The organism is Geobacillus uzenensis, from assembly GCF_002217665.1.
Taxonomy (GTDB): Bacteria; Bacillota; Bacilli; order Bacillales; family Anoxybacillaceae; genus Geobacillus; species Geobacillus subterraneus.
In genome coordinates this window covers 17,809-29,848 of sequence record NZ_NEWL01000005.1, presented here as the reverse complement: position 1 = coordinate 29,848, position 12,040 = coordinate 17,809, and the positions used below count along the sequence as shown (strand labels likewise).

At 55.3% G+C, this 12,040-nt stretch carries 10 protein-coding genes; 2 read left to right on the top strand and 8 right to left on the bottom strand.

Annotated elements, in window-relative coordinates:
• The first annotated feature begins 218 nt into the window (after nucleotides 1-218).
• Nucleotides 219-467, top strand: a complete 249-nt coding sequence (locus B9L21_RS05385) for a hypothetical protein (RefSeq protein WP_050368360.1) — start codon at nucleotides 219-221, stop codon at nucleotides 465-467.
• A gap of 35 nt (nucleotides 468-502) precedes the next feature.
• On the opposite strand, the gene B9L21_RS05380 is transcribed toward B9L21_RS05385, so the two are convergent.
• Nucleotides 503-1,243: an alpha/beta hydrolase gene (locus B9L21_RS05380; RefSeq protein ID WP_047817922.1), complete on the bottom strand. Its 741-nt coding sequence runs from the start codon at nucleotides 1,241-1,243 to the stop codon at nucleotides 503-505.
• 134 nt (nucleotides 1,244-1,377) lie between these two features.
• On the opposite strand from B9L21_RS05380, the gene B9L21_RS05375 reads away from it, so the two are divergent.
• Nucleotides 1,378-1,566: a YjzD family protein gene (locus B9L21_RS05375; RefSeq protein ID WP_033009318.1), complete on the top strand. Its 189-nt coding sequence runs from the start codon at nucleotides 1,378-1,380 to the stop codon at nucleotides 1,564-1,566.
• A 262-nt stretch (nucleotides 1,567-1,828) separates the two neighbouring features.
• Here B9L21_RS05375 and clpB read toward each other — a convergent pair whose 3' ends face one another.
• The 7 genes from clpB to argB all read right to left on the bottom strand — a co-directional run bounded on the left by clpB (nucleotide 1,829) and on the right by argB (nucleotide 12,031).
• Complete coding sequence (gene clpB, locus B9L21_RS05370) at nucleotides 1,829-4,417, bottom strand: ATP-dependent chaperone ClpB (protein WP_050368359.1); 2,589 nt, start codon at nucleotides 4,415-4,417, stop codon at nucleotides 1,829-1,831.
• Between the two features lie 107 nt (nucleotides 4,418-4,524).
• Nucleotides 4,525-4,704 carry a YjzC family protein gene (locus tag B9L21_RS05365; protein ID WP_011230299.1) on the bottom strand — a complete coding sequence of 60 codons (180 nt, stop codon included), beginning with the start codon at nucleotides 4,702-4,704 and terminating at the stop codon, nucleotides 4,525-4,527.
• 184 nt (nucleotides 4,705-4,888) lie between these two features.
• Nucleotides 4,889-5,827, bottom strand: a complete 939-nt coding sequence (gene argF, locus B9L21_RS05360) for an ornithine carbamoyltransferase (RefSeq protein WP_063165569.1) — start codon at nucleotides 5,825-5,827, stop codon at nucleotides 4,889-4,891.
• Nucleotides 5,824-8,952: a carbamoyl phosphate synthase large subunit gene (locus B9L21_RS05355; RefSeq protein ID WP_063165568.1), complete on the bottom strand. Its 3,129-nt coding sequence runs from the start codon at nucleotides 8,950-8,952 to the stop codon at nucleotides 5,824-5,826. Before B9L21_RS05355 ends, argF begins: the two co-directional genes overlap by 4 nt.
• Nucleotides 8,945-10,009 carry a carbamoyl phosphate synthase small subunit gene (locus tag B9L21_RS05350; RefSeq protein ID WP_063165567.1) on the bottom strand — a complete coding sequence of 355 codons (1,065 nt, stop codon included), beginning with the start codon at nucleotides 10,007-10,009 and terminating at the stop codon, nucleotides 8,945-8,947. Before B9L21_RS05350 ends, B9L21_RS05355 begins: the two co-directional genes overlap by 8 nt.
• An 88-nt stretch (nucleotides 10,010-10,097) precedes the next feature.
• Nucleotides 10,098-11,258, bottom strand: coding sequence for an acetylornithine transaminase (locus B9L21_RS05345; protein ID WP_063165566.1), 1,161 nt, complete (start codon nucleotides 11,256-11,258; stop codon nucleotides 10,098-10,100).
• Complete coding sequence (gene argB / locus B9L21_RS05340; RefSeq protein ID WP_063165565.1) at nucleotides 11,255-12,031, bottom strand: acetylglutamate kinase; 777 nt, start codon at nucleotides 12,029-12,031, stop codon at nucleotides 11,255-11,257. Before argB ends, B9L21_RS05345 begins: the two co-directional genes overlap by 4 nt.
• Nucleotides 12,032-12,040 lie beyond the last annotated feature (9 nt).

Genomic DNA, 12,040 nt, shown 5'->3' with positions numbered 1-12,040 from the left:
CAATTGTCAACGTACAATCAGTCCACATAACCAATTATTATTACTTGGTACTAATTTTAACGGAAAGAGCGCATATGCGCAATAGCAAAAGCGCGCCTTCCCGGCCGGAATCCTATTGCTTTCTTCCCGCCCGAAGGCATTTGTCCAAACCAACGTTTTACCTCCGCCATACAATACAATGACAAGCAAACGATGAGGAAAAAAGGAGGACTGATTTTATGGCGAACGTCCCATCATCCCGGCAAAGCCGTGAAGAGCGCGACCGCTTCTCCCACCTCATGTTCGGCCCCTTTCCTCCAAAACGGACCGGCCAGCGGGACGAACAAACAAAAACGGAGCCGCTCCCGCTGCCAAACATTGATTTGATGAAACTCGTCGAAAACGTCGGTACGCTGACGGACTCGTTGCAGCAGCTGAAACCGCTCATCAAAAAAATCTCCTCGCTCATCGATGGATTGAAAAAATAGCAGACGCAACAACCTCATGCGTCTGCCTTCGCTCTTTACGGGAGTTCGTTATATTGGCGAAAAAATTGCCCGATCTGCCAAGCAAGCTGGCGCCGCTTTTCCGGCAGCTGGTAGACGATGCGCACCCGGTGGTTGGTTGTTTTCATCCATTGTTCGTACTTCCGGCTATGCAATGCGGACGGGTATTCGCTCACGCCGGCGAGCTGCCAAATCATCACCGGGACATCGTGCGGGCTAAGGAAAAGAGACGGGACACCCTCCGGCACTTCCTCTTCCTTCAATCCGTAAGCGAGGGCGATTTCTTTTACCATCCGCCGATACACGAATGGGTGGCCCCGCTCGTGTTCAAGCTGGGCGCGCACATCAAGGCAAGGGTTGAGCATGGCGACGGCGCGGATTTGCCTCGGCATGACGCCAAGCAACTGCAGGGCGACGAGCGCGCCCATTCCTTCGGCGACGATATAGATGCGTCGGTTGACGATCTCGCTTTTCAATACCGAGTAGATGAGTTGGCGCGCCAGCCGGACCGCCTTCGGGCTTCCCCAATGCCGGCCGTACAAATGAGATGAAAACACCGTGTACCCTTGTTCAAGCCACTCGTCCAGCCACTGGCGCCGTCTCGGATGCTCGAGCCAAAAACTCGTCTGTTCATTCACGAAATGGTCGCCATCGCCCATTAAAAAAAGGGCAAACCCGTTTGGGCGCTCCGGCACGTGAACGATGCACCATTGTTCATCGAGTTGGAAAAACCGTCGTTGTCCTGCCATCGTTTCCATTCACCCTTGTTTGACGATACATAATTGTACAGTATACGATATGCCGGGCAGAAAAAAACGCCCGGGTATATGCCTAAACGAGCAAATTATGATATGATAGGAAAAGGAATGATGCGAAGATAGGAGGAAATGGGATGCGCTTGTTTTGGACGTTTTTTTGGACGTTTTTGCTTGTGCAAATGGCGACGTACGTCATGGGCTCGATGCAAGGCATCGGCTACAACTTCACAACCGGCGCCTTGCTCGGCGTGATCGTGACCGTTTTAGTCCTTGTCGTCGCCGCTTTGATTCCGGACGAGCCGGCTGGGGATCATCGCCATTGATCATTCTCCTCATAAGACAACGCCTTGGGTTGAAAGTCCCAAGGCGTTGTTTTTGTCATCGAGAAGCCCCATTCCAACACGTATATAGGCGTAAGTCGAGGAGGGATTCCATCTTGATGGGTGTAGGTTGGTGTTTTCTGCAGCCGGCCACGTGCCCCACAATGCTCAATGGGATGGGCTTTATGGGGGCATAAAAACGTTTGACGCTGCCAGCAAGAAGCGCGTCTCTTCCCCCGGCTATCCCCCGCCTCTTCGACTCGTTTCATGCTGACGGGCGAATGACAAGCCGGCCGTTTTCGGCATCGACCGTGACGGTGCTGTAATCTTTCACCCGCCCAGCGATCAGCTCTTTCGCAAGCGGCGTTTCGATCTGCTTTTGCATAAACCGCTTTAAGGGGCGGGCGCCGTAGACCGGATCGAAGCCCGCTTCGGCGATGTATTGCTTCGCCGCTTCGGTCAGCACGAGTTCGATATGCCGATCGGCCAAACGGGCCGACAGCTCGCGGGCGAACTTTTCGATGATGCCTTTCACCTCATTCATCGACAATGGCTTAAATAAGACGATATCGTCGATCCGGTTTAAAAATTCTGGGCGGAAATGGGCGCGCAATTGGTCAAACACTTGGCTGCGCGTCTGTTCATCGATGTCGCCGTCTTTGTGTTCCAATAACAGCGGCGAGCCGATGTTCGATGTCATAATGACGACTGTGTTTTTAAAATCGACCGTCCGCCCGTGCGAGTCGGTGAGCCGTCCGTCATCGAGCAGCTGCAGCAGGATGTTGAACACGTCCGGATGAGCTTTTTCGATTTCATCGAACAATAGAACGGAATACGGCTTGCGCCGCACTGCCTCGGTCAGCTGGCCGCCTTCCTCATAGCCGACATAGCCGGGCGGCGCCCCGATCAAACGGGAGACAGCATGTTTTTCCATGTATTCGGACATATCGAGGCGAATGAGCTGCTCCTCGCTGTCAAACAGCGCCTCGGCCAGCGCTTTGGCCAGCTCCGTTTTGCCGACGCCGGTCGGTCCAAGGAACAAAAACGAGCCGATCGGACGGTTCGGGTCTTTCATCCCGGCCCGCGCCCGCAAGATGGCGTCGGCGACGAGCTCCACCGCTTCGTCTTGGCCGATGACTCGCTTATGGAGCCATTCATGAAGCCGCAGCAGCTTTTCCCGCTCCCCTTCGACAAGGCGGGTGAGCGGAATGCCTGTCCAGCGCGACACGATTTCGGCAATCTCTTCTTCCGTCACTTCCTCGCGCAGCAATTTTCCTTCCCGTTGCTCGCTGATTTCTTGCTCGAGCTGCCTGAGCTGCTTCTCAAGCTGCGGGATCCGTCCATGACGCAGCTCGGCCGCCCTGTTTAAATCGTAGTCGTTTTCCGCGTCCTCGAGCTCACGCTTCGCCCGCTCAAGTTCCTCGCGCACGCGGCGGACACGGTCAAGCGCCTCTTTCTCTTGTTGCCATTGCGCTTTCATGGCATTCGCTTTTTCGCGCAAGTCAGCGAGTTCTTTTTGCAATGCCGCCAGCCGCTCGCGGCTCGCTTCATCCGTCTCTTTGCTTAACGCCGCCTCTTCAATTTCCAGCTGCATGACGCGGCGCATCACTTCATCAAGCTCGGACGGCATTGATTCCATTTCCGTCCGGATCGTTGCGCACGCCTCATCAACGAGATCGATCGCTTTGTCAGGCAAAAAGCGATCCGAGATGTAGCGGTCGGACAACACCGCGGCCGCGACGAGCGCCCGGTCGTGAATTTTCACGCCATGGTGCACTTCGTATCGCTCTTTCAATCCGCGCAAGATCGAAATCGTATCCTCGACGGTCGGCTCTTGGACGAGCACTTGCTGGAAGCGGCGTTCGAGCGCTGGGTCTTTTTCGATGTATTGTCGGTACTCATCAAGCGTCGTCGCCCCGATGCAGCGCAGCTCGCCGCGGGCGAGCATTGGCTTTAACATATTGCCGGCGTCGATCGCCCCTTCGGCCCGGCCGGCGCCAACGATCGTGTGCAGCTCGTCGATAAACAAGATGATGCGGCCCTCGCTTTTTTTAATTTCGTTCAATACAGCCCTCAGCCGCTCTTCAAACTCACCGCGAAACTTCGCTCCGGCGACGAGCGCGCTCATGTCAAGAGCGAAAATCGTTTTGTCTTTCAACCCGTCCGGGACGTCTTTGCGCACGATGCGCTGGGCGAGCCCCTCGACAATAGCGGTCTTCCCAACGCCCGGCTCACCGATCAGCACCGGGTTGTTTTTCGTCTTCCGCGACAAAATGCGGATGACGCGGCGAATTTCGCTGTCGCGGCCGATGACCGGGTCGATTTTTCCCGCCTTCGCCTCGGCGACAAGATCGCGCCCGTATTTGGCCAACGCTTCATAGGTTGCTTCCGGATGTGGACTCGTCACGCGTTGATTCCCCCTTACCTTTCTCACGGCTTCTACCAGTGCTTCCTCTGTCAAGCCAAACGATGCCAGTTGCCGGGCAACCGGCTCGGCGCCATGAGACAGCGCGAGCAGCACATGTTCGACCGATATGTACTCATCTTGCATTCGCTTCGCTTCGTTTTCCGCCTCCTCAAGCAGCCGCGCCAAGGCAGGCGCAACGTACATCTGTCCCTCTCCCGCTCCGTGCACTTCCGGCTTTTGGCGAAGCCGGTCTTGCAGCCAGCGGATCGCCTGAGCGCGGTCGGCGCCGCAAAGGGCAAACAGCCGCGGCGCCAAGCCATCTTCTTGCTCGAGGAGCGCCAGCAGAAGATGTTCGACATCAAGCTGTTGATGATGCCGCTCTTTGGCGATCGACTGCGCCGCCATAAGCGCCTCTTGCAGTTTTTCCGTCAAACGGCTTGCGTCCATGCCGTCCCCTCCATTTGACCTTCTTTGACCATAAATCATTATAGCGGATCGCAAAGCGCACGGCAAATGAAAAGCCACTCCATGCTTGGAATGGCTTTTGTTCTGCTTCACGGTTTGCGCAAATACGTCCAATGCCGGTTATGGTTCGACGTTTCTGGAAACGTATCGCCGGCTTTCAGTTTCAGCTTTTTCGGGTGCTTTACATTGTCTCCCGTTTCGCCGATTTCAATATACACGCCGTTGTTCGGCGCTTTATCGCCTGGTTTGAAATGGCGCGGTTGGCCCATTTGTTTCATCCCCCTTGCTTCGATTGCATTTGTTATCATGCCCGGTTTCATCGCTGTTCATAAGAAGGAAAATGATGGAAGATCGCAAACGGAACGCCAAGCTGTTCACAACGAAAAGGAGCTCTCCCCTCGAAATCCTTTTCAAAGTGAAAAAGGAACTCCCGAAACGGGAATTCCCCCTTTGCTATAAAACGGACAACAAAATCGCTTTTTGCGCATGAAGCCGGTTGCCGGCCTGCTCAAAGACGACCGAGTTCGGACCGTCCATGACGCCGGCCGTCACTTCTTCGCCGCGGTGGGCCGGCAGACAATGCAAAAAGAGATAATCCGGTTTTGCCGCTTTGACGAGCTCTTCGTTGACTTGATACGGCTGAAACACTTGTAGCCGCTCAGCACTTTCGCTTTCTTGGCCCATGCTCGTCCAGACATCCGTATAAATCGCATCCGCCCCCGCCACCGCCACAAGCGGGTCGTGCGTCACCGTGACGGCGGCGCCTGTCTGTTCACCGATCCGGCACGCCGCCTCGACATATTCTTTCCTTGGCTCATAGCCCGGCGGACAGGCGATGGCGACATCCATGCCGACTTTCGCCGCGGCCACAAGCAAGGCGTTGGCGACGTTGTTCCCGTCGCCGACATAGGCGAGCTTGACGCCTTGGAACGTTTTCTTCACTTCATAAATCGTCAGCAAATCCGCCAACGCCTGGCACGGATGATCGTCGTCCGTCAGGCCGTTGATGACCGGAACGGACGCATATTCGGCCAACTCCTCGACTTTTTGATGGGCAAATGTGCGAATCATAATGACATCGACGTATTGCGACAAGACGCGGGCCGTATCGGCGATCGTTTCGCCGCGGCCAAGCTGCAAATCGTTTCCGTTTAAATACATCGCCTGGCCGCCAAGCTGAATCATGCCGACTTCAAACGACACGCGCGTGCGCGTTGACGGCTTTTCAAAAATCATCGCCATTGTTTTCCCGGAAAGCGGCGTATACGATACACCGGCTTTTTGTTTCGCTTTTAAATCAGTTGCTAACGCCAGCAAGTCCAAAATTTCTTCTGTCGAGAAATCAAGAAGCGTTAAAAAATCTCTCCCTTTTAATGACATCACTGCATTCATGCGATCACCGCCTGTTCTGCCTGTTTTTTCTTTTCCAACCAGCCATGGATCGGCTGCACATCAAGATGATCGACATCGAGCGCCTGCAAGAAGAGCTTCAATGTCTCACGTTCCGTGAAGACGAGCAATTGTCGGGACAACGCAGTCATTCGTTTGTTCGCTTCGCCTTCCTCTTTGCCCAAGTCGATCACCGCGAGCGCCGTGTCGCGCTTCACCCAATCGGAAAACGGGACATCAGCGACGATGGTCAGCTGTTTCGCCGTCATCTCCGCCTCCAGCTCGGCGTCGATGTTGCCAATGACATAGACCTCGTTCGCGTTCGCTTTCTTTTGCAAATACGGATAAAACGCTTTATACGCCGCTTCCTCCTTCGTTGCGGCGATGCTGATGCCTTCGCCGGTCGATTTCATCTCTGGCCCAACCACCGGGTCAACCCCCGGCAGCTTATGGGTCGAAAAGACCGGATACTTTAACACGGCGTACGGCATGACCGCCAAGCCGCGCGCTTTTTCGTCCACGATGTCGACAAGCGATTTCCCAAGCAATAATTTTGTCGCAATTTGCGCCAGCGGCACGCCGGTCGTTTTGCTGACGATCGGCACCGTCCGGCTCGCGCGCGGGTTCACTTCCAGGACATATACATTGCCGTCCGCAATGACGTATTGAATGTTCATAATTCCTTTAAAGCCGAGTTTTTTCGCAATCCGGCCCGCATAGTCGATGATTTTCGCTTTTTCTTCGTCTGTGAGCGTCTGCGCCGGCAGCCAAGCATAGCTGTCACCGGAGTGGACGCCGGCTTTTTCGACGTGTTCAATGATGACCGGCAGCACGATGTCTGTTCCATCCGTCACGATGTCCGCTTCTGCCTCTTTCCCGTCCAAATACGCATCAATCAAAATCGGATAGGTCAACTCGCCTTGCTCGATCAAAGCAGCGAGCTGCGCCTCGCTATGGACGATAAACATGCCGCGGCCCCCGATGACATACGACGGACGAAGCAGCACCGGGCAGCCGATCTCAGCCGCTTTGGCGGCGAGCTCCTCGGCGTTGTTCGCCATCAAGCCCGGTACGTGCGGGATGTCAAGCTCCTCAAGCAACTGGTAAAAACGATCGCGGTCCTCGAGCTGGTCAATCATATCGTACGTGACGCCCAACAGCGGCACGCCGGCTTCTTCAAGCCCTTTGACCAAATTGATCGCCGTCTGACCGCCAAATTGAACGATGACATGCTTGATTTGTTCCGCTTCGATAACATCGAGGACGCTCTCAAGCGTCAGCGGTTCAAAGTACAGACGGTCGGCGACGGCAAAGTCGGTGCTCACCGTTTCCGGATTGTTGTTGATCATCACCGTTTCATAGCCCTCTTTTTGCAAGGCGAACACGCTATGAACAGAGCTGTAGTCGAACTCAATGCCTTGGCCGATGCGGATCGGTCCGGCTCCAATGATCAGCACTTTCTCTTTGCCGCTCGGTTGTTTTCGCTCGTCTTCGCCGAAATAAGTCGAGTAGTAATAATCCGTTTCTGAATGAAATTCGGCCGCGCACGTGTCGACCATTTTGTATGACGGCACGATGCCAAGTTCCTTCCGCTTGTTGCGCACGTCAAGCTCCGTCACGCCCCACGTTTCAGCTAAAAAGGCGTCGCTACATCCTTTTTCTTTCAAGAAACGGAACGTTTGCTCCTCAATCGTGTCCAACGTTGCAGCCGCTGCCTGTTTTTCAAGGGCGACAAGCCGCTCGAACGAGCAAAGGAAAAAGCGGTCGATTTTCGTCCATTCGTGAATGGCTTCAACCGCCACCCCGCGGCGGAGCAGTTCCAAAATCGCGAAAAAGCGGCGGTCGTCTTTGTCGACAAGCAGCTGTTTCAGCTCATCATTCGTTTTCACCGAAAGCTCCGGCAACAACAGTCCGTTGTTTTTGCCTTCGAGCGACTGCACCGCTTTTTGAAACGCCCGCTCCATGTTGCGGTCGATCGCCATCACTTCCCCGGTCGCCTTCATTTGCGTGCCGAGTTTCCGATCCGCATGCGGAAACTTGTCAAACGGCAAGCGCGGAAACTTGACGACGACATAGTCCAAGGCCGGTTCAAAGCTGGCGTACGTCGTTTTCGTCACCGGGTTGACGAGTTCCGCAAGCGTATAGCCGACCGCGAGCTTCGCCGCAATGCGGGCGATCGGGTAGCCGGTCGCCTTGGACGCCAGCGCTGACGAGCGGCTGACACGCGGGTTGACTTCAATCAAGTAATATTGTTTGCTGTTCGGGTCAAGGGCGAACTGAATGTTGCAGCCGCCGATGATCCCTAAGGCGGAAATGATCTTCACCGCCGACGAACGGAGCATTTGGTACTCCTCATCGGTCAACGTCTGCGACGGTGCGACGACGATCGAATCGCCCGTGTGGATGCCGACTGGATCGACGTTTTCCATATTGCAAACCGTGATGCACGTATTCGATTGGTCGCGCATCACTTCATATTCAATTTCCTTAAATCCGGCGACGCTCCGTTCGATCAAACATTGATGAATCGGGCTTTCGTTCAATCCTTTTTCTACGAGCGCGAGAAACTGCTCCATGTTTTCGGCAATGCCGCCGCCCGTCCCGCCGAGCGTATACGCAGGACGAATAATGATCGGAAAACCGATTTGTTCGGCGAACGCGACCGCTTCCTCGACGCTTGTAACAATTTCGCTTTCCGGCACCGGTTCGCCAAGCTCGTGCATTAACGCGCGGAACGCTTCGCGGTCCTCCCCGCGCTTAATCGCTTCAATCGGTGTTCCGAGCAGTCTCACCCCATACTTTTCAAGCACGCCGGCTTCATGCAGCTGAAACGCCAAGTTGAGCCCTGTCTGGCCGCCGAACGTGGCGAGCAGCCCGTCCGGGCGTTCTTTGGCAATAATCGCTTCGACCGCATCGACGGTGAGCGGTTCAAAATACACGGCATCGGCATGAACTTCATCGGTCATGATCGTCGCCGGATTGTTGTTCACTAAAATGACGCGATATCCTTCTTCCTTTAAGGCGATGCACGCTTGTGTGCCGGAATAATCAAACTCGGCGGCCTGGCCGATGACGATCGGCCCCGACCCGATCAGGAGAATCGACTGAAGCGAAGAATCTTTAGGCATACACGTTCTCTCCCTTGAACACGGTTTGCAAAAATTCGTCGAAAATATAGCCGGTATCGTGCGGCCCCGGATGCGCCTCCGGGTGATATTGCACCGACAAAATCGGTTTATGGCGATGGACGATGCCCTCGACCGAACCGTCGTTGACGTTGATGAAACGAATGTCAAACGGTTTGCCCACCAAACTGCCTTCTTTGACGACATAACTATGGTTTTGCGATGTCATCATCACGTTTTGTTTCACCGCGTCCCACACCGGTTGATTGGCGCCGCGATGCCCGAAGCGGAGTTTTTCCGTATCCGCCCCGTACGCCAAGGCAACGAGCTGATGGCCAAGGCAAATCGCAAGCGTCGGATACCGGTCGATCAGCTGACGGATAGCGGGAAGCTGATGGCGTAACTGTTTCGGATCGCCCGGGCCGTTCGAGAGGACAAGCCCGTCCGGTTTCAGCGCGTCAATCGCTTCCGGCGCCGTATCATGCGGCACAACCGTCACCCGGCAGCCGCGCGCAAGAAGCGACTGCAAAATCGATTTTTTATAGCCGAAATCGACGAGCACCAAATGCGGGCCGCCTTCGCCGTATGTTTCGATCGTTTTCGTTGACACCGCACGCACGGGAAATACTACTTCCTCGCCTCCAACGGCTGAAATCGGCGACAAACTTAATTCCGCCATCATCGTCCCAGCGGTGCGGATTTCTTTCACAAGGGCGCGCGTGTCCACATGCGTGAGAAGCGGAATGTTCCAATGCTGCAAGTATTCTGCCAAGCTGTATTTCGCCCCGTAATGAAATCCTGTGCCGCTCGCTTCGTAGACGACGACCGCTTCGACGTGCGGCCGCTTGCTTTCAAAATCGTCTTCATTAATGCCATAATTGCCGATCAGCGGGTACGTAAAAACGATGATTTGGTTTTTATACGACGGGTCGGTCAACACTTCTTGATAACCGGTCATGCCGGTGAAAAAAACGATCTCCCCGCTCACCTTTTCTTCAAGCGGAGCGGCGAGCTCGCCGCTGAACGTTTTTCCGCTCGCCACATGCAAGTACGCTTTCATTGGCGCCACCTCATCGTTTGAGTTTTTATAACCGTTCAAGAATTTTTATGCATGAACAGGAATAAAAATTAAGCCGTCGGCCGTCCGTTTACAAGACGGCTGAGGCGTTGGCGTTGTTCAACACGTTTATCAAAATGTCCACCGCTTCATCGATTTCCGCTTTCGTCACGACAAGCGGCGGCAACAGGCGGATCACGTTCGGCCCCGCCGAAAGGACGAGCAAGCCGTTTTCGTGAATCAATGGCAACAGCGGTGCGACGTCCGTTTGGCACTCGATTCCGACCAGCAACCCGAGCCCGCGCACGTCCTTGACGATGTCAAGCGAAGCGAGCGCGTTATGGAGGCGTGCAAGCAAATAGCGGCCTTTCTCCTGCACATCTTGCAAAAACGCCGGATCAAACACAACTTCAAGCGTCGCCTTGGCGGCGGCCATCGCGATCGGGTTGCCGCCAAACGTCGACCCGTGCACCCCAGGTCCAAACGACTCTTTCAAAAACGCTTTGCCGATCATCGCCCCAACCGGAATGCCGCTTCCAAGCCCTTTCGCTGCGGTGATGATGTCCGGCTCCACATCAAAGTGCTGGTACGCAAACGGCTTCCCGGTCCGTCCGATGCCGGTTTGCACTTCGTCGATGATCAAAAGCGCCCCGTGCTGTTGACACAGCTCCGACGCTATTTGCAAAAACGCCGGATCCACCGGGCGGACGCCGCCTTCCCCTTGGACGACCTCAAGCATCACCGCGGCCACTTCTTCGTTCATTGCCTGCTTGAGAGCGTCGACATCATTCAGCGGCAAGTGAATGAATTCCGGAAGCAGCGGACCAAAACCGCTATGCACTTTCTCCTGCCCGGTCGCCGCCATCGTCGCGAACGTGCGGCCGTGAAACGACTGGCGGAACGTAATGACTTTGTGTCTCCCAGTATGTTTGCGCGCCAGCTTCAGCGCCGCTTCGTTCGCCTCGGCTCCGCTATTGCAGAAAAAGACGCAGTCGCCGGCGCTGTGGGCGACAAGCAAGGACGCGACCTCTTCTTGAATGGGAATCGTAAACAAGTTCGATACGTGCCAATATTGATTCAGCTGCTTTTCAATCACCTTTTGGACGTGCGGATGGCGATGGCCGAGATTGCAGACGGCAATGCCGGAGACAAAGTCGAGATATTGTTTTCCATTCACATCGGTCACAACCGTCCCTTCCGCGGCTTGGACGGCGATCTTCCAACGGTTGTATGTCGGAAACAGCGCGCTCATAAATATACCCCCACTTCTTTGCGAATCGTTGTGCCGTGCCATGTTCCGTTCTGGTAAAACGTCGTTTTGCCGCTGACGATCATCACCTCGGGCAGCGCATCGGACAAGGCGGAGAGCGCTGCTTTCACTTTCGGAATCATCCCGCCCGTGATGACGCCGTCTTCGATCAGTCGTTCAATCGTTTCCGCCGTCGCCTCGGCCACGAGCGCGCCGTCTCGCAAAATGCCGGGCACGTTCGTCACAAACGCGAGCTGGCTGGCGCCGATGGCCGCTGCGACCGCCCCAGCCGCCGTGTCGGCGTTAATGTTGTATGTTTGCCCGTTTTGATCGATGCCAAGCGGGGAAATGACCGGGATGTAGCCCGCCGCAAGCAGCGTGCGCAACAGCTGGGAACGAACGGTTTTCACACGGCCGACATAGCCAAGTTTAGCAAAGTCAATCGGTTCAGCTTCGAGCAGCCCCCCGTCCACGCCGGAAACACCGACCGCGGGCAAACCGTGCTGCCTGAGCATCGCGACAAGCTGTTTGTTCACTTTGCCGGAGAGCACCATTTCCACAACGGCAAGCACCTCTTTCGTCGTTTTCCGCAAGCCGTTGACAAACTCGCTCGGCACCGCCAGTTTTTTCAACATTTGCCCGATTTCCGGCCCGCCGCCGTGGACGATGACGACATCCATCCCTTGTTCCCGCATCGTTCTGACGCTGGCAAAAAAGGCAGGGGACAGCTCATCAAGCACGCTGCCGCCGCATTTGATGACGACCGTTTTGTTCATCTTTCTCTC

Bases quoted from the DNA above. Each gene is read 5' to 3' on its own strand.
- B9L21_RS05385 (WP_050368360.1), top strand. From the start codon at position 219: ATGGCGAACGTCCCATCATCCCGGCAAAGCCGTGAAGAGCGCGACCGC.
- B9L21_RS05380 (WP_047817922.1), bottom strand. From the start codon at position 1,243: ATGGAAACGATGGCAGGACAACGACGGTTTTTCCAACTCGATGAACAA.
- argB (WP_063165565.1), bottom strand. From the start codon at position 12,031: ATGAACAAAACGGTCGTCATCAAATGCGGCGGCAGCGTGCTTGATGAG.
- B9L21_RS05355 (WP_063165568.1), bottom strand. From the start codon at position 8,952: ATGCCTAAAGATTCTTCGCTTCAGTCGATTCTCCTGATCGGGTCGGGG.
- B9L21_RS05375 (WP_033009318.1), top strand. From the start codon at position 1,378: ATGCGCTTGTTTTGGACGTTTTTTTGGACGTTTTTGCTTGTGCAAATG.
- B9L21_RS05345 (WP_063165566.1), bottom strand. From the start codon at position 11,258: ATGAGCGCGCTGTTTCCGACATACAACCGTTGGAAGATCGCCGTCCAA.
- argF (WP_063165569.1), bottom strand. From the start codon at position 5,827: ATGAATGCAGTGATGTCATTAAAAGGGAGAGATTTTTTAACGCTTCTT.
- B9L21_RS05350 (WP_063165567.1), bottom strand. From the start codon at position 10,009: ATGAAAGCGTACTTGCATGTGGCGAGCGGAAAAACGTTCAGCGGCGAG.
- B9L21_RS05365 (WP_011230299.1), bottom strand. From the start codon at position 4,704: ATGGGCCAACCGCGCCATTTCAAACCAGGCGATAAAGCGCCGAACAAC.
- clpB (WP_050368359.1), bottom strand. From the start codon at position 4,417: ATGGACGCAAGCCGTTTGACGGAAAAACTGCAAGAGGCGCTTATGGCG.